Below are 20,015 nucleotides of genomic sequence, written 5' to 3' on the forward strand. Positions count from 1 at the left end.
CTTCCTGTAGGGCGCCCTGCCCTACGCCGCGGCCGCCCTGCTCGTCGCCGGCCCGGTCCGGAGCCACCGCTACGACCGGTTCGGCTGGACCACCCGGTCCTCGCAGATCCACGAGTCGAGGCTGCTGAACATCGCCTCGCCCGTGTTCCACTACGCCGAAGACGGAGCCGACGGTCGGGGTGCCGGTGCTGTACCAGGTGCACACGGTGGTGGGGATGCTACTGATCGCCCTGGTGCCGTACACCCGGCTGGTGCGCATGTCCAGTGCGCCGGTGCCGAACCTGACCCGGCCCTACGGGGTGTACCGGTCGCGCGGCCCCAGACAGCTGGGGCCGCGCCCGGACCGGGCGGGCTGGGAGCGCGCGGGCTCCTAGACCTTTCGGCCGGCACTCCACCGCGGCTGGAGCACTAGGCCAGCTTCGCCGTGAGGGTGATCGTCGTGCCGGTCAGGGCCTGGCTGACCGGGCAGTTCTTCTTGGCGTCCTCGGCGGCGGCGACGAACGCGTCGTTGTCGAGGCCGGGGACGGTGCCCACCACGGTGAGGTGGATGCCGGTGATGCCCTCACCGGGCTGGAAGGTGACGTCGGCGGAGGTGGTGAGCCTGGTGGGCGGGGTGCCGGCGCCGGCCAGGCCGTGCGACAGTGCCATGGAGAAGCAGCTGGAGTGGGCGGCGGCGATCAGCTCTTCCGGGCTGGTCTTCCCGTTCGCCTTCTCGGCGCGCGACGGCCACGACACCGGCTGCTCGCCGATACCGGACGAGTCGAAGGTGACGACACCGTTGCCCTCGAGCAGGTTGCCTTCCCAGACGGTGTGTGCGGAGCGCGTGGTTGCCACGGCGGGTCCTCTCGAATTCGCTTGCTGTACTCGGGTGGTGGGAGCCCGTGTCCGGGCTCCCGCCCCCATACGATCACACTCCGGCCCGGCTCACCCGGAAGAACCGGCCCCCGGGCCGGGAACGGGTCCGTCCACGCGCCGCCTGCGGGCCGCCATCACCGCGTAGACCAGCACACCGGCGAAGAGGAACAGCACGCCCTGGTAGACCGCCGCGTACCCGGCGCCCGCGACGAGCCACAGCGAGAACCCGGCCGCGACCGCCGCGATCACACCGTCCCGCACCAGCCGCGCCCGGTCGACCTTCTCACCCTGCCCGGAGACCAGGTGGAAGATCTGCGCGGCGGTGGCCAGCAGGTAGGGAACGGTCGCGGTGAAGGTGGTGACGAGGACGAGGATCTCGAAGACCTTCGCCGAGCCGGACGTGAAGTTGTAGACGGTGAGCAGGGAGGCGAGGACGACGGTGACGGCGACGCCCACCGTCGGCACGCCGCGCCGCCTGCGGGCGAACGCGGCCGGGAAGAGGCCGTCCTTCGCCGCCGCGTACGGGGTCTGGGCGCTGAGCAGCGTCCAGCCGTTGAGGCAGCCGGTCATCGACACCAGGGCGGCCAGCGCGACGACCCAGCCGCCCCAGGCACCGCCGAACATGGCGTTCACGGCGTCGGAGAAGGGCGCGGTCGAGGTGACCAGGCGGTCGTGGGCGACGGTACCGAACACGGACAGGGTGCCCAGCAGGTAGACGAGGGCGGCGCCCGCGGTGCCGATGACCGTGGCCCGGCCGACCGTGCGCCGTGGGTCCCTGACCTCGCCGGCGCTGACGGCGGCGGACTCCACGCCGAGGTAGGAGAAGAGCAGGATCGCCGCGGCGGCGGAGACCGCGCCGATCCCGCTGCCGCCGCTCGCGTTGAACGGGCCGAGGTTGTCCGGGTCGAAGAAGAACAGCCCGCCGACCGCGACCAGCAGCAGCGGCGCGAACTTCAGCACGGTGGACACCAGCTGGACGGCGCCCACGTAGCGGGTGCCGGCGAAGTTGGCGAGCGCGGGCAGCCACTGGATCACGAGCGCGGCGAGGCAGGCGGTCCAGCGGTGGTCGTTCACCGGGATCAGGACGTCGAGGTAGCCGACGGCGGCCACGGCGAGCGCCGCGTTGGAGACCCAGGTGGTGATCCAGTACGCCCAGGCGGCGAGGAAGCCGGCGAAGTCACCGAAGGCCTCGCGGGCGTAGACGTAGGGGCCGCCGGTGCGCGGGTCGCGGGCGGCGAGGCGGCCGAAGACCAGGGCGAGCGCGATGGCACCGACGGTCAGGACACCGAAGGCGAGCAGGCTGACGGTGCCGAACGGGGCGACCGAGGCCGGGAGGAGGAAGATGCCGCCGCCGATGATGTTGCCCATGACCAGGGCGGTGGCGACGGGCAGCCCGAAGCGCCGGGCGTGCCTGCTGGTGCCGGGGGCGGGAGCGGTGCCGGGGGCCGCGGGGGACTCCTGCGGGGCCGGAGCCGGTGGGGGGACGGTCCCGGTGACGTGCATGGGGTGGTGCGCCTCTCGTGGAACTGGTGCCCGGGATCGCCGGGACGGCGCCCATGGTCGGGCACGGCCCGGCACGGCTCCAAATCAGGCGCTTTTGTCCTGCACGACCCCGTCCGCGACGGGAAAAGGTGCACTTCCGACGGTCGTGGGCCGGGAATCGTCCAGGGGTACCTGCGGGCCGTTCGACTCGCGCAGCCAGCGGCGCAGGACCCGGTGGACGTGCTCGGCGCCGACGATCTCCGCCCCCTCGACGACCGGTGCGGAGAGGGTGAGCGGCGACAGCAGGAAGGCGCGCGACTGGGCGCCGCCGAGTCCGCCGTGGGAGCCGATCTGCTCCTCGAAGGCGAGGACCTCGCCGTCGGCCGGGTCGTGGAAGGAGTTGACCATGATGTCGGCGGTGTGCGGGAAGGAGTGGGTGCGGCGGACGGCGTCGGCGGCTCCGGGGCCGAAGGGGGCGAGCGGTCCGGGATCCTCGTCGAGCCGGTCCAGGGGTGTCTCGGCGCCGCGCGCACCGAGCACGACACCGCCGTGTTCCTCGCTGCGGACCAGCAGGAACCCGATGCCGGGGTGGTTGGCGAGGGTCGGCAGCAGGGCGGGGTGGCGGGCGTCGATCTCCTCCCTGCTCATCCGGTGCGGCACGTCCGGGAACGAGACCAGGCCGAGGTTGCCGGAGGCCAGCACGACCGGCTCCGAGCGGCGTCCGGCGGGGGTGTCGGCCGGGCGCTGCTGTCCGGCGCCCTCCTCGACGGGCCGGTGCAGGGCGGCCCGTACGGCGTTGCGGGCCTCCGCGCCGCTGTGGGTGCGCTGCGCGCGGCGCGGCACGGGCAGTCCGCAGCCGGCCCGCACCAGGTCGCCGAGGGTGAGGCCGTAGCGGGCGCGGAAGGTCTCGCCCGGGCTCTGGCCGTGGTCGGACAGGACGACGATCCGGTACGCGCGGGGCGCGTGGTCGGCGACCTTCTCGATCAGCGCGAGGCACCGGTCGAGCCGCTGGAGGACCTTCGCGGCGTCCCGGCTGCCCGGCCCGGAGTGGTGCGCCACCTCGTCGTACGCCACCAGGTCGGCGTAGACGGCGGTGCGTCCGGCGAGCATGTCGCCCATCACGGCGGCCACGACGACATCCCGTTCGACGACGGTCGCGAAGGCGCGGACGAAGGGGTAGAGGCCGCCGCGGGAGACGCGCGGGCGGACCTTGTGGAGGCGGGCGCGGGTGGACTGGCCGACCTCCCGGCACACCTCGGCGACGAAGGACATCGCGGTGCGGACGGCGTTGGCCGGGTCGGAGAAGTAGGCGAAGTAACCGGACCGGGACCGGGTCTCCCGGCTGCGGCGGCGCGTGGCGATGGACAGGACGAGGGCCTGTTCGTCGGCGCCGCCGCTGAAGAGGTTGCCGCGGCTGGCGCCGTCGAGACTGAGCAGTCCGCCGTCGCCGGTGCGCCGGACGGCGCGGTGCTGGAGCTCGGCGGCGCTGGTGGGCCGGTTGCAGACCACGACCTCGCCGCTGTCCTTCTCGTACCAGCGGAACGCCGGGACGTCGTGGTTGCTGCCGTGCAGGATGCCGAGCTGGCTGGCGCCGGTCTGGCTGGACCAGTCGGTGCGCCACGGGGCGAGCCGGTGGGTCGCGGGGCTGCCGTCGCGGCCGAGCCAGCGGGCGACGGTGGGCATGGCGCCGCTGTCGACGGCGTCCCGCAGGACGTCGTGGCCCACGCCGTCCAGTTGCAGGAAGACGGTGCCGGGGCCGGGCGCACAGGGCGGGCCCTGTCTGCGTCGGCGGTCGGCGAGGCGGTGGAGCCGGCGCCGGTAGGCGTCGTCGTCCCGCACGGCCAGGGCGCCACCGGTGGCCGAGGCGACCGCGGACATCACCGCGGCGACCACGACCGCCGTCTCCGGGGCGACGCCGCCGCGCCCGGCCGGGTTCACGTCGATCGCGAGGAGCAGCAGCCCGCCGTTGAGGAAGAAGACCAGCAGTCCGAGGACGAGCGCGGGCACCAGGAGCAGCAGGCGGACCAGCAGCGGCCAGGCCAGGGCCGACAGCAGGCCGAAGGCGCCGGCGCCGACCGCGGCGGTGACGGCGATGTCCGTGGCACTGTCGCCGTCCGGGGACTGGAGCCGGAAGTCCGGCAGGATCCCGGCGAGCACGAGCATGGTGAGGGTGGAGACGGCCCACACCGTGACACTCCGCCCGACCTGACTGGCGACCCGGCGCCAACCCCCTCCACCCACGCTCCGCACACCTCACGTCCCGGCCCGTCGTCCGCGCGGGCCTCCCCCACCCTGTCACAACGCTCCGGAGCGCCTGTTTGTCCCCCCGGGTCCCCTTCACACCGCGCGGTGGGGTCAGCGGCCGTCGTACCCCGCCGTCGGCATCGACAGCCTGCGGTGCACGCACGCCTTCATCCGGGCGTCGTAGGACGGTTCCGCACGGCCGACCGTCTCGACGCGGACGCCGCGCCGCACGCACTCGGCTGTGAAATCCGCCACGGACGACAGCGCGCTCTCCAGCACGCGCCGACTGGGCGCCACGAACAGGTCGCGCCCCGGGCGGACGCCGTCCCAGAGGGCGTCGTGGTCGGGCCGCAGACCGCGGACCAGCAGTTCCCGGGCGACGACGTAGCCGTGCTCCTCGGCCCAGCGGGCGCACATGGCGTGCTGGCTGCGGGAGTCGACCAGGAAGGGGTCGTCGTCCAGCTGCTCCAGCGGCGTCAGACTCGCGATCGCCGTCACCCGCACCGGCCCCATGGGGTCCCCCTCACCTCCCGTTTTCGCCGCCGACCCTACTCCTGGACGTAGGCTGCGGGGAGTCGCGCGAAGGAGGCAAAGGGGTGCCGGTGGAGCTCACGTGGTGGGGTCACGCCACCTGCACGGTCGAGGACTCGGACATCCGCGTGCTCACCGACCCTCTGTTCGTCCGCAGGCTCGCCCATCTGCGCCGCAGGCGGGGCGCGGTGCCGCCGCCGGACGCGTGGCGCGCGGACGTGGCGCTGGTGTCCCACCTGCACGCCGACCACCTGCACGTGCCGTCGCTCGCGCGGCTCGCGCCGGGCACGCGCCTCCTCGTGCCCCGGGGCGCACGACGGGCGGTGCCGGGGTTTCGCCGGCTCGGGCACCTGGAGGTGAGCGAGGTGTCGCCCGGCGACGAGACGCTCGTCGGGGACCTGCTCATACGGGCGGTGCCGGCTCGGCACGACGGGCGGCGGCTGCCGCTCGGACCGCACCGCTCCCCCGCGCTCGGCTATGTCGTCCACGGTGAGGCACGGACCTACTTCGCCGGGGACACCGGCCTCTTCGACGGCATGGAGAAGGAGGTCGGGCCGGTCGACGCGGCCCTGCTGCCGGTCGGCGGCTGGGGGCCGTACCTGGGCGCGGAGCACCTGGACGCGGGGCGGGCGGCCGAGGCGGTGGCCCGGTTGGCGCCGCGCACGGCGGTGCCGGTGCACTACGGCACGTACTGGCCGATCGGGATGGACGCCGTGCGCCCCCACGAGTTCCACACGCCGGGTGACGAGTTCGTGCGCCTGTCGGCGCTGCGCGCGCCGGGGGTGGCGGTGCACCGGCTGGGGCACGGCGAGAGCGTGCGGGTGGAGGTCGCGCGGTGAGCTGGCTGGGCGCCGCCGCGACGAGTATTCCGACGGAGCCGACGCAGCAGGCGTTCGGCTATCCGTCGCTGTTCCTGCTGGTGCTGATCGGGGCGCTGGTGCCGGTGGTGCCGACGGGGGCGCTGGTGAGTTCGGCGGCGGTGGTGGCGATGCACCAGACGTTGCCGTTCGCCCTGCTGATGGTGTTCGTGACGGCGGCGCTGGCCGCCTTCTGCGGGGACATCGCGCTGTACTGGCTGGGGCGGCGCGGGGTCGGTTCGAAGAACGGCTCGCGCTGGCTGGAGGCGATCCGGTCCCGGGCGCCCGAGGACCGGCTGGCGCAGGCGCAGCGCAAGCTCACCGAGCACGATGTCGCCGTGCTCGTGCTCTCCCGGCTGGTGCCGGCGGGGCGCATACCGGTGATGCTGGCCTGTCTGCTCGCCGAGTGGCCGCTGCGCCGCTTCGCCCGGGGCAACCTCCCGGCCTGCCTGGCGTGGGCGGTGACGTACCAGCTGATCGGGATACTGAGCGGCTCGCTGTTCAGCAGGCCGTGGGAGGGCGTGGCCGCGGCGATCGCACTGACCGTACTGCTCAGCGGGGCGCCCACCGTGTGGCGGCGCCTACGGGGCCCGGCGAAGGCGTAGGCCCTGCCGGGCGGGCGGGGCACCCGGGTGACGGTGGCTCCGGGCGGGGCGGGGCATCCGGGTGACCGTGGCTCCGGGCGGTACGAAGGGCCGGGCGGACCCGGGACCGACGCGTGCCCTCCCCCGACGGAGCACCGGGGACGACGGGGCCCGCCTGCCAGGGCCGCATCGGCCTGCCCGAGGCCGCCAAACCCACGGGGAGTCGCCCGGCGACGGGACGGGCACCGGGTGACGGTGGCTCCGGACGGTACGAAGGCCGGGCGGACCCGGGACCGACGCGTGCCCTCCCCCGACGGAGCACCGGGGGAGGCGGGGGCCTGCCTGCCAGGGCCGCGGGGCTGACGCGAGGCCGTCGGGCCCATGGGGGTCGCCGGGCGGGGCGCAGGAGCCCGGGGCCGGGGTCAGTCCAGTACGCGGGAGCCGCCGACCGGGAGGTCCCACAGGTCCTCCCGGGACAGGCCCGCCCGCTGCCAGGCCGTGCGTACGCGGATCAGCGGTTCCAGGACCGGCTCCGCCGACAGGACGAACGTGCCCCAGTGCATCGGCGCCATCCGGCGGGCTCCGACGTCCTGGGCGGCCCGCACCGCCTCCTCCGGATCGCAGTGCACGTCGCTCAGCCACCAGCGGGGTTCGTAGGCTCCGATGGGCAGCAGCGCCAGGTCGATGCCGGGGTAGCGGCGGCCGATGCGGGTGAACCAGTGCCCGTACCCGGTGTCCCCGGCGAAGTACACGCGGTGGCCGTGGGGGTCGGTGAGGACCCAGCCGCCCCACAGGGTCCGGCAGGTGTCGGTGAGGCTGCGCTTGGACCAGTGGTGGGCCGGTACGAAGTCGAAACGGACCCCGCCCAGTTCGGCGGCCTCCCACCAGTCCAGCTCGGTGACCCGGGTGAAACGGCGGCGGTGGAACCAGCGGCCGAGCCCGGCCGGGACGAAGACGGGCGTGTCGCGCGGGAGCCGGCGCAGGGTGGGGGCGTCCAGGTGGTCGTAGTGGTTGTGGCTGATGACGACGGCGTCGACGCGCGGCAGCGCGCTCCAGGGGACGCCGACGGGAGTGACGCGGGCTGGGGTGCCGAGGATCCTGCGGGACCAGACGGGGTCGGTGAGCACGGTGAGCCCGCCTATGTGCACCACCCAGCTGGCGTGTCCCGCCCAGGTGACGGCGACCGTGCCGGCGTCCACGCGGGGCAGCGGACCGGGGGCGTACGGCAGCCGGGGGATGTCGGCGAGGCCCTCACGACCGGGTCTCACCGCGCCTTCGCGGGCGAATCTGGCGAAGGCCCTCAGGCCGGGCAGCGGGGCGGTCAGCCGGTCGTGGAAGGCCCGTGGCCACACCCGGTGCTCGCCCGGCGGCCGGGGGTCGGCCAGCGGCGGGAACGGGGCCGTGGCGGGCGACGTGGCCGCCGGGGCGCCGCAGTCCCCGTCCTGGACGGTCGTGGGCGTGCTCGTGGTCGAACGGGGCTGGTGCGTCATCGAGGGGGCTCCCATCGCTGAGCGTCGCGGAGATCGTCGAAGACGGACTTCAGCCCGATCAACGCGCGTTGCACGTGTGGCAGTTCCAACGGGTTGGGGGACGTGAGGCATGCCGCGCGCTGCCCGACGGTACCGCCACCCACCACAGGACCGGTGGAGAGCCGGACGCGCAGCGCCTGAAGGTCGTCGCCGAAGCGGTGGCCGCCCGGTGCGGGCATGCCGAGCCGGGCGGCGAGGAACTCCTCCAGTTCCTGGGCGTCGCCGACTCCCTGGGCGCCGAGCGCGTCGCGCAGCGGTTCGAGGTCGGCGTACAGGTGGCGGCCGGCCTGCGGGGGGCGGGCGGTGGCGCCCGCCGCGACGACGGTGGTGTGCACGGCGGCGGCCACGCGCGCGTGCAGGCGCACGGCGGCGGAACGACGGGCGGTGACCGGCTCGGGTTCGGCCAGCGCGTAGCCGGCCGCCGCGGCGACGGGCGCGGCGACGCGGGCGCCGAGCGCGGTGAGCACGTCGAGCACGCGCGCCTGCAGGCCGTCCCCGGCGGCGGACGCGGGGAAACGGGCGACGGCGGCCGGCCAGCCGGGCGGCAGCAGCGCGCCGGCCAGGTCGGTGACGACGGTGACCCGTTCGGGCAGCATCTCGGCGGGGCTGAGCAGCACGGTGGCGTGCGGGTCGTGCAGGGTGTCGCGCCAGGTCTCGTCGCTGACCAGCAGCAGGCCCTCGCCGGCGGCGGCCTCGAGGGTCTCGTGCAGCAGCTCGGGCGGCGCGACGGTGCCCGTGGGGTCGTCGGCGACGGACAGCACGAGCAGCCGGGGGTCGCCGCCCTCGGCGCGGACCCGGCGGACGGTCTCCAGGAGGGCGTACGGGTCGGGGACGCCGCCGGACTCGGCCGGGGTCGGGACGTGGAAGACGGGCCTGCCCAGCAGGCGGGCGTACGGCGCCCACCAGGCGGCGCAGGGGCGCGGCACCAGGACGTCGCCGTCGAGCGCGGCGGTGAGCGCGAGCAGCAGGGCGTTGGCGCCGGGGGCGGCGGCCACGTGGCCGGGCTGGGTGGGCAGGCCGCGCCGGTCCCAGTACGCGCAGGCGGCGTCCAGGAGGGCGGGGCCGCCGCCGACCGGTTCTTCGTGGGCGCGGTCCGCGGCGGCGGCGAGTACGGCGGCCAGCTCGGGCAGCACCGGCAGCCCGTCGTCGGGGAGGTGCGGGCCGTAGCGGACGGGGCCGTGCCCTACGGGGTCATGGCCTGCGGGGGGACGGCCTTCGGGGAGATGGCCTGCGGGGAGATGGCCTGCGGGGGCATGGCCTTCGGGGGCGTGGCCTTCGGAGTCCGTCCGCCGCATGCGTACCTCCGCGCGGTCCGTGATGCCGTGTCCTGTTGCGCCGTCGGGCCGTGGGCTCCCTCCTCGGCTGTTGCTCCAGGTACCCACCGTGCCGCCCGGTCATGGCCGGGGCCCTGTTCGCGCGGTGCGTCCGCGAACCGGCGACCGCGGATCAGTGGTCCCCGTCCTCCCCGCGCAGCCGGAGCCGCAGCCGGTGCGCGGCCGCGCCGCACGCGCCCGCGATCAGTACGCCACCGGTGATCAGGGCGGGAACCGAGTCGGTGAAGGACCCGCCCGTGCCGGCCCGCACGCCGTGGTCCACGGTGGCGCCGGGCGGCTTGGTCGCGCAGGACGTACCGCGGGCCGTGGCGCTGTCGCGGTGCGGAGCGGCGGGTTCGGGGCAGGGTGCCGCGGCGCTGTCGCCCTGCCCCGGTCCGGTCGCCGTCGCCCCCCGTCCACCGCCCTCGTCGCCGGATACCGACGAGCAGGGGCCGTTGGCGCCGTCGGCGGTCCAGGCGTCCTCCGGGCCCACCGCAGCCTCCGGGTCCTCGTCCTCCTCGAAGCCCTCGAAGCCTTCGACGGGGGGTATACGCGCGGTCGTCGCGTCGTCGCCCTCGTCGAGGGGCTGCGAGGTGCCGTGGTGCGTCCCGGGCGCGGTCCCGCCGCCCGGGGCGCAGGGCACCGTGCCGTTGCCGTCCGTGCCGGCACCGGCCGGCCCGGCACCGCCCGGCCCTGCCTCCGGGGCGGGTTCGCCGGCGCCGGCGGGGGGTGGGACTCCGGGGTCGGCCGCCCCGGGCCCCGCGACGACACCGAGGGCGGCACTGGCCAGGACGGCGACGGACAGGGCGCGGGCGGTGCGGCGCATGGGGCGGGCTCCTTCGAGCGACGGCTGCGGGGGCACGGCACTCGCGCCCCCGCAGCCATCACAGCCCGCCCGGCACGAGGACGCGCGCCGCCGTGCGCCGTTCGTACGAACGGGGCGCCCGAGCGGGTGAGGGCCGGGTGCGCGGCCCGGGTTCACCGGGGCGGGGCGCCGGTCAGGCCGCCGGGTCCCGGAGCACCTGCTCGCGGACTCGGTCGCAGCACCGGCTGATCAGCCGGGAGACGTGCATCTGGGAGATGCCGAGCTGCTCGGCGATGCGGCTCTGGGTCATGTCGTCGAAGAAGCGCATGTAGAGGATGGCGCGTTCCCGTTCGGGCAGCGCGGCCAGGCGTTCCTTGACGGCCTCGCGGTCGACGACCGTGTCGAGGGCCGGGTCGGGGGCGCCGAGGGCGTCGCCGAGCGAGTAGCCGTCCTCGCTGCCCGGCAGTTCCGCGTCCAGGGACAGGGCCGTGAAGGTCTCCAGGGCCTCCAGGCCGACCCGGACGTCCTCCTCGCTGAGGTCGGCGTGCTCGGCTATCTCGGCGACCGTGGGACGGCGGCCGGAAACGGTCTGCGAGAGGTCCTGGCCGGCGAAGCGGACGCGGTTGCGCAGGTCCTGCACCCGGCGCGGCACGTGCAGGGTCCACATGTGGTCGCGGAAGTGGCGCTTGATCTCGCCGGTGACGGTCGGCACGGCATAGCTCTCGAAGGCGTTGCCGCGCTCGGGGTCGTAGCGGTCGACGGCCTTGACCAGGCCGAGCGCCGCGACCTGGCGCAGGTCCTCGTAGCTCTCGCCCCGGTTGCGGAACCGTCCCGCGAGCCGTTCGGCCATGGGCAGCCAGGCCTCGACGATCCGGTCGCGGACCGCGTCGCGCTCCGGGCCGTCGGGAAGGGTGGTGAGCCGACGGAAGGCGTCGGCGGTGTCGGGGGCGTCGTCGTGCGGGTGCTTCACGCTGGCGTGGATCGGCATGGTGCGTCGCAACTCCCTCGGAGCGCGGGGTCCTGTCGTCGCGCCGGGCGGTGACCCGGTCGGCGGGGACGGCACCCGGGGCTCGAACGGCTCACCGGGGGCTCGGGGCGGGCGCCACCGTGCGACGACACGGCCCTTGGGTCGGGCGGTCACCGTGGGAGGACGTCCGGTCCGGACGGACGCGTCCACCGCGGCCTCACGCCGCTCCCACGGACGTGCCTTCTTGTCCGAAGCACTGCAACTGCACCTGCCCCGGAGCCCGCCCGGCAAACACACCGGTGCCCGCGGGCGCCGCCCCGGGCATCCGCACGCCTTGGACGCCTGCGCAGCCATCGGGCCTCGGCACCGCATCCGCACCACCAGACACCCCGCACCCCGGAACACCCGGCACGCCGCGCCCCCGCCGCCCCGGCGCCAGGGGCGAGCAGGGCCGCCGTACCCCCGGGGTCACCCCTCGCGCGGCTGGCTGAAGCGCAGCATGTTGCCGGCCGGGTCGCGGAAGGCGCAGTCGCGGACGCCGTAGGGCTGGTCGACCGGCTCTTGGAGGACTTCGGCGCCGGAGACCCGGACGCGCTCGAAGGTGGCGTCGACGTCGTCGGTGGTGAAGACGACGCCGCGCAGCAGGCCCTTCGCCAGCAGTTCCGCCATGGTCTCCTTGTCGGCGGCCGACGCGCCCGGGTCCGCGAGCGGGGGTTCGAGGACGATGTCCACGCCGGGCTGCGCCGGCGAGCCCACGGTCACCCAGCGCATCCCGTCGAACCGCACGTCGCCCCGCACCTCCAGTCCGAGTACGTCCCGGTAGAAGGCGAGCGCCGTGTCGTGGTCGTCGACGGCGATGAAGCACTGCGAGAGCCTGATGTCCATGTGCCTCACGCTACGGGCGGGGCGCCGGCCTCGCTTCTCCGTTCCTGACCGGTCGTGTGTAGATCTTGGCGACGCAGGCCGGGACGGCGGCGCCGTCGCCGTGGTCGCGGGCCCGGTACGCGCTCGGGCTCTCACCGACGAGTTCGGTGAACCGCGAGCTGAAGGACCCCAGTGAGGTACAGCCGACCTCGAAGCAGACCTCCGTCACGGTCAGGTCGCCACGCCGCAGCAGCGCCTTGGCCCGCTCGATCCGGCGGGTCATCAGGTAGCTGTACGGGGTCTCCCCGTAGGCGGCGCGGAAGCTGCGGGAGAAGTGGCCCGCCGACATGAGGGCCACGCGCGCGAGCGCCGGGACGTCGAGCGGCTTCGCGTACTCGCGGTCCATCAGGTCACGGGCGCGGCGCAGCCGGGCCAGGTCCTCCAAGGTCGTCACGCCACCACGATCCCACAGCGCCGGACTCCGCCGGTACCGGCGCCGTGGGTCCACGGGAACGGTCAGGCGCCGACGTACGCCGCGAGGTGCTCGCCGGTGAGGGTGGAGCGGTCGGCGACCAGGTCGGCGGGTGTGCCCTCGAAGACGATCCGTCCGCCGTCGTGGCCGGCGCCGGGACCGAGGTCGATGATCCAGTCGGCGTGCGCCATGACCGCCTGGTGGTGCTCGATGACGATGACCGACTTGCCGGCGTCGACCAGGCGGTCCAGCAGGCCGAGCAGTTGCTCGACGTCGGCGAGGTGCAGGCCGGTGGTGGGCTCGTCGAGTACGTAGACACCGCCCTTCTCGCCCATGTGCGTGGCCAGCTTCAGTCGCTGCCGCTCACCGCCGGACAGCGTGGTGAGGGGCTGGCCGAGGGTGAGGTAGCCGAGTCCCACGTCGGCGAGCCGCTGGAGGATCCTGTGCGCGGCCGGCGTACGGGCCTCGCCGGCGCCGAAGAACTCCTCGGCCCGGGACACCGGCATGGCGAGCACCTCGCTGATGTCGCGGCCGCCGAGGCGGTACTCCAGTACCGAGGGCTGGAACCGCTTGCCCTCGCAGTCCTCGCAGGGGGCGGCGACGCCGGCCATCATCGCCAGGTCGGTGTAGATGACCCCGGCGCCGTTGCAGGTGGGGCAGGCGCCCTCGGAGTTGGCGCTGAACAGGGCCGGCTTCACGCCGTTGGCCTTGGCGAAGGCCTTGCGGATCGGGTCGAGCAGTCCGGTGTACGTCGCCGGGTTGCTCCGTCGCGATCCCTTGATGGCGCTCTGATCGACCGAGACGACGTCCGCGCCGGCCGGGATCGAGCCGTGGATCAGCGAGCTCTTGCCGGAGCCCGCCACGCCGGTGACCACACAGAGCACCCCGAGCGGGACGTCGACGTCGACCCCCTGGAGGTTGTGCGTGGTCGCGCCGCGGATCTCCAGCGCGCCGGTGGGCTTGCGCACCGTCTCCTTGAGCGAGGCCCGGTCGTCGAGGTGGCGCCCGGTGACGGTGCCGGCGGACCGCAGGCCCTCGACGGTTCCCTCGAAGCAGACGGTGCCGCCCGCCGTGCCGGCGCCGGGACCGAGGTCGACGACGTGGTCGGCGATGGCGATCGCCTCCGGCTTGTGCTCGACGACGAGCACCGTGTTGCCCTTGTCCCGCAGCCGCAGCAGCAGGTCGTTCATCCGCTGGATGTCGTGGGGGTGCAGCCCGACGGTGGGTTCGTCGAAGACGTACGTGGTGTCGGTGAGCGAGGAGCCGAGGTGGCGGATCATCTTGACGCGCTGCGCCTCGCCGCCCGACAGCGTGCCCGCGGGACGGTCGAGCGAGAGGTAGCCGAGGCCGATCTCCACGAAGGAGTCGAGGGTGTCCCGCAACGCGGTGAGCAGTGGCGCCACCGACGGCTCGTCGAGCTCGCGGACCCATGCGGCCAGGTCCCGGATCTCCATGGCGCAGGCGTCGGCGATGCTGATCTTTCCGATCCTCGACGACCGCGCCCCCTCGCTGAGCCGGGTGCCGTCGCACTCGGGGCAGGTGGTGAAGGTGACGGCCCGCTCGACGAACGCCCGGACGTGCGGCTGCATCGCCTCCTTGTCCTTGGACAGGAACGACTTCTGGATCTTGGGGATCAGGCCCTCGTAGGTGAGGTTGACGCCGTTGACCTTGACCTTGACCGGCTCGCCGTAGAGGAAGTCGCGCAGTTCCCTCTCGGTGTAGTCGCGGATCGGCTTGTCGGGGTCGACGAAGCCGGACTGGGCGTAGACCTGCACGGTCCACTGGCTGTCCGACTTCCAGCCCGGGATGGTGAACGCGCCCTCGGCGAGCGACTTGGAGTCGTCGTAGAGCTGGGTGAGGTCGATGTCGGAGACCTTGCCCCGGCCCTCGCAGTTCGTGCACATGCCGCCGGTGCGCTCGTAGGTCGCCTTCACCGCCTTCTTGTTGCCGCGCTCGACGGTGATCGCGCCGCTCGCACGGACGGAGGCGGTGTTGAAGGAGTAGGCGCTGGGCGGGCCTATGTGCGGGTCTCCGAGCCGGCTGAAGAGGATGCGCAGCATCGCGTTGGCGTCGGTGGCGGTGCCGACGGTGGAGCGGGGGTCGGCGCCCATCCGCTGCTGGTCCACGATGATCGCGGTCGTCAGTCCGTCGAGGACGTCGACCTCGGGCCGCGCCAGGGTCGGCATGAAGCCCTGCACGAAGGCGCTGTACGTCTCGTTGATGAGCCGCTGCGACTCGGCGGCGATCGTGTTGAACACCAGCGAGCTCTTGCCCGAGCCGGAGACACCGGTGAACACCGTCAGGCGGCGCTTCGGGATCTCGATGCTGACGTCCTTGAGATTGTTCTCACGGGCGCCGTGCACGCGGATCATGTCGTGGCTGTCGGCGACGTGCGGCGCACGCGACTGCGTGTCCGCCCTGTTGGCGCTGCTCATCGTGTCTCCATCTTCGGCCGGGCCGCGGTCGCGGTCTCCGTCGGCGCGGTACACGCTAGACGGCCCACGGGGACGTGCGCTTCTCGATTACTGATCCGTCCGGTCGGCCACGGCCGCCTCGGGGTCGTCGGACGGCGGCACGGTGACCGGCAGCACCAGGTCCTCGTAGCGGCCGAGGGCCAGCACCACGCCGAGCATGAGGACCGGGATGAACACAGCGAGCAGCACCGCCATGGTCCGTCCTTCCCGAAGGGGTGGGGCGTGGGGGGCGCGGGCCGGGTTCCCCGCACCCCCCGCGCAAACCCAGCGTGCACGGGCGGACGCGCAGCGTGCACGGAGAAATCGGGCCGGACCCGTCCAGGTGAATCCGTGTCGGCCCGCGGTGTCCGGGTACGCGGTCGGCACCCTGAGGATCTGGAGGGAGACATGCAGCGAGGCAGCGACCGGATGAGCGTCCACCGCGACGACGAGATGAAGCACGAACTGCAGGGACTGCTCAGGTCCGGGCACCCCACCCGCAGCGAGGAGTGGCACGACCCGGAACCGAGCGCCGAGGACGACCCGGACGTCATGTACGGCCCGGTGACCCCCGGACGCGGACCCACGTACCTGGAAGCTCTCCGGCTCGAACTGGCCCGGAACCTGACCCGGGGCACCTTTCCCGCGAGCCCGCGGGAACTGTCCCGTGCACTGCGCCGCGGCAACGCGCCGGACGCCCTCGTCGAGGGACTGGAGCGGCTGCCGCACAAGGCGCGCTACGGCAACGTCCAGGAACTGGCGGTGGCTCTGACCGAGAAGGGCGGCTCCGGACCCGCGGGGCCGCAGGGCGCGTAGCCGCCGGAGAGGGCGGGCTCCCCATGACCCAGTACGTGAAGGACGTCATGACCCCGGGTGTGACCGCCGTCCGCCCGGACTCCTCGCTCGTCGAGGCGGCGCGGCTGATGCGCGCGCAGAACATCGGCGACGTGGTGGTCGCGGACGGGCAGGACGTCGTGGGCCTGCTCACCGACCGCGACATCACGGTCCGTGCGGTGGCGGAGGGCGTCGACCCGATGGCGGTGGACGTCCGGTCGGTCTGCACCGCCGGTCCGCTGGTGGTCGCCCCGGACGACCCGGTGGAGGACGCGGTCGCGCTGATGCGCGAGCACGCCGTGCGCCGGCTGCCCGTCGTGGAGGACGGACTGCCGGTCGGCGTGGTGAGCCTGGGCGATCTGGCCGAGGCCCGGGATCCGTCCTCGGCACTCGCCGACATCAGTCGCGCGGAGCCGGACGCCCGGGACAGCGGCTGAGACGGGACCGAACGAGACACGCGCGCCGGACGGCGGCACCGGCCGGCGCGCTACGAAAGGAGCACGGACCACATGCGCATCGCATTTCTGTCCGCGCCCGAAGGCGTGGAACAGGTAGAGCTCACCCAGCCGTGGCAGGCGGCGAAGGACGCGGGACACGAGCCGGTGCTCGTCTCCACGCAGTCCGGTGAGATCCAGGGTTTCGACCACCTCGACCGGGCGGACACGTTCCCCGTGGACGAGGTGGTCGGCGACACGTCGGCCGACTCGTTCGACGGGCTGGTCCTGCCCGGCGGCGTGGCCAATCCGGACTTCCTGCGGACCGACGAGAAGGCCGTGGCGTTCGTCAGGGCCTTCTTCGAGCAGGGCCGGCCGGTGGCCGCCATCTGCCACGCCCCGTGGACGCTGGTCGAGGCGGACGTCGTGCGCGGCCGGGTGGTGACCTCGTGGCCCAGTCTGCGGACCGACCTCCGCAACGCCGGTGCCACCTGGGTGGACGAGCAGGTGAAGGTCTGCGACCACGGCGACAACGTCCTCGTCACCAGCCGCAAGCCGGACGACCTCGACGCGTTCTGCGAGACCTTCCTCGCGGAGTTCGCCAAGGCCGGCGGCTGAGGCGGGCGACGGGGAAAGCCGAGCACCAGGGTCACCCCGGCGTCCTCACTCGGGCGCCGGGGTGACCCCTGTCCCGCAGCCGCGTTCCCGGGCGCCCTCGCGGGTGCGGCCCGCGGCGACCGGACGCCGCGGGTTGCGGCGCAGCCACTCGCCCTCGAGCTGCGCCATGCGCCCGTTGTGAGCCCGCAGCGCGTCGTTGGAGCCGTACAGCAGGGTGTCGTGGCGCGTGCGGTGGATGGTCTCCAGCTCCTTCATGAGCTGTTGGTCGTCCAGGCGACCCGGGTCCACGCCGGTCATGGTGTCGTCCCGTGTGTCGTGTTCGTTCATGCGGTCCGGGTACCCGCCCCGGAGCACTACCACCCCCGAGCGGCACCCGGGAGGGAGCCATGGATCTCGCGTTTCTGCATCCTCTCTATGAACACCAGGGGCCCTGGGCCTCCGTGTACGTCGACCTCTCCCGGCACACGGAGGACACCCCCCACGAACGTGAGCTGACGGCCGCCGCGGTGGCCCGGGAGCTGGCGGAGCAGGGCGCGGACGACGCGACCTGCCGGGCCGTGCGGGAGGCGGTGGACGGGCTGCGCCACGCCACCGACCCGCACGGCCGGGCGCTGTTCGCGTGTGGCGGGCGGGTCGTCCTCGATCCACCGCTGGCCCGGCCCCCGTACGGCGGGACCACCGCCGACTGGGCCCCCCTGCCGCACGTCTCCCCGTTGCTGGAGCTGGCCGGGGAGGACCCGGTGTGCGTGGTGGCGTACATCGACCGCAAGGGCGCCGACTTCGAGCTGCGCAGCGCGCTGGGCAGCTCGGACGCGGGCGGCGTGACCGGCAGGCAGTGGCCGGTGCACCGCACGAGCAGCGTCGACTGGTCGGAGCGCCACTTCCAGCTGCGGGTGGAGAACACCTGGGAGCACAACGCGGCGGAGATCGCGGACGCGCTCGCCGTGTGCCAGGAGGAGACGGGCGCCGACCTGCTGATCCTGGTGGGCGAGGACCGGGAGCGGCGGTCCGTGCACGAGCGGCTGCCCAAGCGGCTGCAGGACCGGATCGCCGAGTCCTCGCGCGGCGCCGGCAGCAGGCTGCTGGACGACGAGGTGGAACGGCTGCGCGACGACCATGTCCGCTCGCGGGCGCGGGAGGACCTGGACCGCTTCCTGGCCGCCCGGACGCCGGACGGCCAGGGCCGGGCCGGGGCGGCGGAGGGCGTGCCCGCCTTGGTCGACGCCGCCCGGGAGCACCGCATCGACGAGCTGCTGATCATCCCGGACGGCCCGGACACCCACCGCGAGGTGTGGATCGGCGAGGACGCCGACCAGTTGGCGGTGCGCCGTACGGAGCTGAAGACGCTCGGCGAGCAGAACTCCTGGTCGGCCCGTGCGGACGACGCCCTGCTGCGTTCGGCGGTGATGACCGGCGCCCCGGCGATCTCGGTGACGCCGGCCCTGCCGTCCGAGGCGGCGGACAAGGCGCCCGTGGGCGGTCTGGGGGCGCTGCTGCGCTGGAAGTGACCCCGAGGCCCGCGTCAGCGGGCCCGCTCCACCCGCCGTTCGTCCCAGACCGGCTCCGGCGTCTCACGGACGCGCCCGTCGCTGCCGAAGACGAGGTACCGGTCGAAGGAGCGGGCGAACCAGCGGTCGTGGGTGACCGCGAGGACCGTGCCCTCGAAGCCCTCCAGGCCCTCCTGGAGGGCTTCGGCCGATTCCAGGTCGAGGTTGTCGGTCGGCTCGTCGAGCAGCAGGGCGGTGACGCCCTGGAGTTCCAGCAGGAGGATCTGGAAGCGGGCCTGCTGGCCGCCGGAGAGCCGGTCGAAGGTCTGCTCGGCCTGCAGGGTCAGCTCGTAGCGGCGCAGCCTCGACATGGCGGCGCCGCGGTCCTGGGAGTGCTCGGTCCACAGGATGTCCAGCAGGGTGCGGCCCAGCAGTTCGGGGTGGGCGTGGGTCTGCGCGAAGTGCCCGGGCACCACGCGCGCGCCCAGCTTCCAGCTCCCGGTGTGCGCCACGTCCTCGCCGGCGAGCAGGCGCAGGAAGTGCGACTTGCCGGACCCGTTGGAGCCGAGGACGGCGACCCGCTCGCCGTAGAAGACCTCCAGGTCGAACGGCTTCATCAACCCGGTCAGTTCCAGGCCCTCGCAGGTGACGGCGCGTACGCCGGTACGGCCGCCCTTCAGGCGCATCCGGATGTCCTGCTCGCGCGGCGGCTCGGGCGGCGGGCCGGCCTCCTCGAACTTGCGCAGCCTGGTCTGGGCCGCGGCGTAGCGGGAGGCCATCTCATGGCTGACCGCTGCTGCCTGCCGGAGGGTCAGCACCAGCTTCTTCAGCTGCGCGTGCTTCTCGTCCCAGCGGCGGCGCAGCTCCTCGAAGCGGGCGAAGCGCTCCCGCCGGGCCTCGTGGAAGGTGCCGAAGCCGCCGCCGTGCACCCAGGCGTCGGCGCCCGCCGGGCCCGGTTCGAGGGACACGATCTTCTGGGCGGCGCGGGCGAGGAGTTCGCGGTCGTGGGAGACGAACAGCACGGTCTTGCGGGTCTCGGCGAGCCGCTCCTCCAGCCAGCGCTTGCCGGGCACGTCGAGGTAGTTGTCCGGCTCGTCGAGCAGCAGCACCTCGTCGGTGCCGCGCAACAGGGCCTCCAGCACCAGCCGCTTCTGCTCACCCCCGGACAGCGTGCTCACGCGCCGCCACTGGGCCTTCTCGTAGGGCACCCCCAGCGCCGCCGTGGTGCAGATGTCCCACAGGGTCTCGGCCTCGTACCCCTGGGCCTCGGCCCAGTCGGCGAGGGCCTGCGCGTAGCGCATCTGCGCGGCCTCGTCGTCGACCGTCATGATCGCGTGCTCGGCGGCGTCGACGGCGCGCGCGGCCTCGCGGATGCGGGGCGGCGCCACGGACACGAGCAGGTCGCGTACGGTCGTCTCGTCCCGGACGGAGCCGACGAACTGGCGCATCACCCCGAGGCCGCCGCCGACGGTGACGGTCCCGCCGTGCGGTTTCAGCTCCCCGGACAGCAGGCGCAGCAGGGTGGTCTTGCCCGCCCCGTTGGGCCCGACGAGGGCCACGACCGCCCCCTCCCCCACCCGGAAGGAGACGTCGCCGAGCAGCGCCCTCCCGTCGGGAAGGTAGTACTCCAGGTGCGCGGCTTCGAGGTGACCCATGGGGCCTGATTCTGCGGCCCCGGGCGCGTCC

At 74.1% G+C, this 20,015-nt stretch carries 20 protein-coding genes and 1 pseudogene; 7 read left to right on the forward strand and 14 right to left on the reverse strand.

The window, feature by feature from the left end; translation table 11 throughout:
* The first annotated feature begins 16 nt into the window (after positions 1–16).
* Positions 17–374: pseudogene (locus tag KUM32_RS29480) on the forward strand (respiratory nitrate reductase subunit gamma).
* Between the two features lie 34 nt (positions 375–408).
* Here the strand turns inward: KUM32_RS29480 and KUM32_RS29485 are convergent.
* From KUM32_RS29485 to KUM32_RS29500, 4 genes are all read right to left on the reverse strand, one after another.
* A complete protein-coding gene (locus KUM32_RS29485) occupies positions 409–834 on the reverse strand; it encodes an OsmC family protein (protein WP_217145024.1) in 426 nt (141 codons plus the stop codon).
* Positions 835–924: 90 nt separating this feature from the next.
* On the reverse strand, positions 925–2,358 hold the full coding sequence (locus KUM32_RS29490; RefSeq protein ID WP_217145025.1) for an amino acid permease: 1,434 nt from the start codon (positions 2,356–2,358) through the stop codon (positions 925–927).
* An 84-nt stretch (positions 2,359–2,442) separates the two neighbouring features.
* Positions 2,443–4,587, reverse strand: coding sequence for an alkaline phosphatase family protein (locus KUM32_RS29495; protein WP_217145026.1), 2,145 nt, complete (start codon positions 4,585–4,587; stop codon positions 2,443–2,445).
* Between the two features lie 105 nt (positions 4,588–4,692).
* A complete protein-coding gene (locus tag KUM32_RS29500) occupies positions 4,693–5,094 on the reverse strand; it encodes a hypothetical protein (protein WP_217145027.1) in 402 nt (133 codons plus the stop codon).
* A gap of 83 nt (positions 5,095–5,177) precedes the next feature.
* On the opposite strand from KUM32_RS29500, the gene KUM32_RS29505 reads away from it, so the two are divergent.
* On the forward strand, positions 5,178–5,951 hold the full coding sequence (locus KUM32_RS29505) for an MBL fold metallo-hydrolase (protein WP_217145028.1): 774 nt from the start codon (positions 5,178–5,180) through the stop codon (positions 5,949–5,951).
* Positions 5,948–6,574: a DedA family protein gene (locus KUM32_RS29510; protein ID WP_217145029.1), complete on the forward strand. Its 627-nt coding sequence runs from the start codon at positions 5,948–5,950 to the stop codon at positions 6,572–6,574. Before KUM32_RS29505 ends, KUM32_RS29510 begins: the two co-directional genes overlap by 4 nt.
* Positions 6,575–6,975: 401 nt before the next feature.
* Here the strand turns inward: KUM32_RS29510 and KUM32_RS29515 are convergent, their stop codons facing one another.
* The 8 genes from KUM32_RS29515 to KUM32_RS29550 form a co-directional block, all read right to left on the reverse strand.
* Positions 6,976–8,043 (reverse strand): MBL fold metallo-hydrolase, encoded by a 1,068-nt coding sequence (locus KUM32_RS29515; protein ID WP_217145030.1) that lies wholly within the window; start codon positions 8,041–8,043, stop codon positions 6,976–6,978.
* Positions 8,040–9,377 (reverse strand): aminotransferase class I/II-fold pyridoxal phosphate-dependent enzyme, encoded by a 1,338-nt coding sequence (locus tag KUM32_RS29520; protein WP_217145031.1) that lies wholly within the window; start codon positions 9,375–9,377, stop codon positions 8,040–8,042. The genes KUM32_RS29515 and KUM32_RS29520 overlap by 4 nt, the downstream gene beginning before the upstream one ends.
* Before the next feature lie 151 nt (positions 9,378–9,528).
* Positions 9,529–10,221, reverse strand: a complete 693-nt coding sequence (locus tag KUM32_RS29525) for a hypothetical protein (protein WP_217145032.1) — start codon at positions 10,219–10,221, stop codon at positions 9,529–9,531.
* A 172-nt stretch (positions 10,222–10,393) separates the two neighbouring features.
* Positions 10,394–11,188 (reverse strand): RNA polymerase sigma factor SigF, encoded by a 795-nt coding sequence (locus tag KUM32_RS29530; RefSeq protein WP_217145033.1) that lies wholly within the window; start codon positions 11,186–11,188, stop codon positions 10,394–10,396.
* Between the two features lie 447 nt (positions 11,189–11,635).
* Positions 11,636–12,052, reverse strand: a complete 417-nt coding sequence (locus KUM32_RS29535) for a VOC family protein (RefSeq protein ID WP_217145034.1) — start codon at positions 12,050–12,052, stop codon at positions 11,636–11,638.
* Positions 12,053–12,062: 10 nt separating this feature from the next.
* Positions 12,063–12,485: a helix-turn-helix transcriptional regulator gene (locus tag KUM32_RS29540; protein ID WP_217145035.1), complete on the reverse strand. Its 423-nt coding sequence runs from the start codon at positions 12,483–12,485 to the stop codon at positions 12,063–12,065.
* Positions 12,486–12,547: 62 nt separating this feature from the next.
* The gene (locus KUM32_RS29545) at positions 12,548–14,938 is read right to left on the reverse strand and encodes an excinuclease ABC subunit UvrA (protein ID WP_217145036.1); all 2,391 of its coding nucleotides are present in this window, start codon (positions 14,936–14,938) and stop codon (positions 12,548–12,550) included.
* Between the two features lie 87 nt (positions 14,939–15,025).
* Entirely contained in the window at positions 15,026–15,172 is a 147-nt protein-coding gene (locus tag KUM32_RS29550; RefSeq protein WP_217145037.1) for a hypothetical protein, read from the reverse strand.
* 192 nt (positions 15,173–15,364) lie between these two features.
* On the opposite strand from KUM32_RS29550, the gene KUM32_RS29555 reads away from it, so the two are divergent.
* The 3 genes from KUM32_RS29555 (at position 15,365) to KUM32_RS29565 (ending at position 16,842) form a co-directional block, all read left to right on the forward strand.
* Positions 15,365–15,772, forward strand: coding sequence for a DUF2795 domain-containing protein (locus KUM32_RS29555; protein ID WP_217145038.1), 408 nt, complete (start codon positions 15,365–15,367; stop codon positions 15,770–15,772).
* Positions 15,773–15,795: 23 nt separating this feature from the next.
* Positions 15,796–16,227, forward strand: coding sequence for a CBS domain-containing protein (locus KUM32_RS29560; protein WP_217145039.1), 432 nt, complete (start codon positions 15,796–15,798; stop codon positions 16,225–16,227).
* 72 nt (positions 16,228–16,299) lie between these two features.
* Positions 16,300–16,842 carry a type 1 glutamine amidotransferase domain-containing protein gene (locus KUM32_RS29565; RefSeq protein WP_217145040.1) on the forward strand — a complete coding sequence of 181 codons (543 nt, stop codon included), beginning with the start codon at positions 16,300–16,302 and terminating at the stop codon, positions 16,840–16,842.
* A gap of 45 nt (positions 16,843–16,887) precedes the next feature.
* Here the strand turns inward: KUM32_RS29565 and KUM32_RS29570 are convergent, their stop codons facing one another.
* Positions 16,888–17,169, reverse strand: coding sequence for a DUF6158 family protein (locus KUM32_RS29570; protein WP_217145041.1), 282 nt, complete (start codon positions 17,167–17,169; stop codon positions 16,888–16,890).
* Positions 17,170–17,228: 59 nt separating this feature from the next.
* Here KUM32_RS29570 and KUM32_RS29575 point away from each other — a divergent pair, with 59 nt between their 5' ends.
* Positions 17,229–18,350, forward strand: coding sequence for a Vms1/Ankzf1 family peptidyl-tRNA hydrolase (locus KUM32_RS29575; RefSeq protein ID WP_217145042.1), 1,122 nt, complete (start codon positions 17,229–17,231; stop codon positions 18,348–18,350).
* A 14-nt stretch (positions 18,351–18,364) separates the two neighbouring features.
* Here the strand turns inward: KUM32_RS29575 and KUM32_RS29580 are convergent, their stop codons facing one another.
* Positions 18,365–19,984 carry an ABC-F family ATP-binding cassette domain-containing protein gene (locus KUM32_RS29580; RefSeq protein WP_217145043.1) on the reverse strand — a complete coding sequence of 540 codons (1,620 nt, stop codon included), beginning with the start codon at positions 19,982–19,984 and terminating at the stop codon, positions 18,365–18,367.
* Positions 19,985–20,015 lie beyond the last annotated feature (31 nt).

Source organism: Streptomyces sp. AC627_RSS907 (genome assembly GCF_019049165.1).

Coding starts and splice junctions, on each gene's coding strand:
- KUM32_RS29490 (WP_217145025.1), bottom strand. CDS start 2,358: ATGCACGTCACCGGGACCGTCCCCCCACCGGCTCCGGCCCCGCAGGAG.
- KUM32_RS29500 (WP_217145027.1), bottom strand. CDS start 5,094: ATGGGGCCGGTGCGGGTGACGGCGATCGCGAGTCTGACGCCGCTGGAG.
- KUM32_RS29515 (WP_217145030.1), bottom strand. CDS start 8,043: ATGACGCACCAGCCCCGTTCGACCACGAGCACGCCCACGACCGTCCAG.
- KUM32_RS29520 (WP_217145031.1), bottom strand. CDS start 9,377: ATGCGGCGGACGGACTCCGAAGGCCACGCCCCCGAAGGCCATGCCCCC.
- KUM32_RS29525 (WP_217145032.1), bottom strand. CDS start 10,221: ATGCGCCGCACCGCCCGCGCCCTGTCCGTCGCCGTCCTGGCCAGTGCC.
- KUM32_RS29530 (WP_217145033.1), bottom strand. CDS start 11,188: ATGCCGATCCACGCCAGCGTGAAGCACCCGCACGACGACGCCCCCGAC.
- KUM32_RS29535 (WP_217145034.1), bottom strand. CDS start 12,052: ATGGACATCAGGCTCTCGCAGTGCTTCATCGCCGTCGACGACCACGAC.
- KUM32_RS29545 (WP_217145036.1), bottom strand. CDS start 14,938: ATGAGCAGCGCCAACAGGGCGGACACGCAGTCGCGTGCGCCGCACGTC.
- KUM32_RS29550 (WP_217145037.1), bottom strand. CDS start 15,172: ATGGCGGTGCTGCTCGCTGTGTTCATCCCGGTCCTCATGCTCGGCGTG.
- KUM32_RS29555 (WP_217145038.1), top strand. CDS start 15,365: ATGCAGCGAGGCAGCGACCGGATGAGCGTCCACCGCGACGACGAGATG.
- KUM32_RS29560 (WP_217145039.1), top strand. CDS start 15,796: ATGACCCAGTACGTGAAGGACGTCATGACCCCGGGTGTGACCGCCGTC.
- KUM32_RS29565 (WP_217145040.1), top strand. CDS start 16,300: ATGCGCATCGCATTTCTGTCCGCGCCCGAAGGCGTGGAACAGGTAGAG.
- KUM32_RS29570 (WP_217145041.1), bottom strand. CDS start 17,169: ATGAACGAACACGACACACGGGACGACACCATGACCGGCGTGGACCCG.
- KUM32_RS29575 (WP_217145042.1), top strand. CDS start 17,229: ATGGATCTCGCGTTTCTGCATCCTCTCTATGAACACCAGGGGCCCTGG.
- KUM32_RS29580 (WP_217145043.1), bottom strand. CDS start 19,984: ATGGGTCACCTCGAAGCCGCGCACCTGGAGTACTACCTTCCCGACGGG.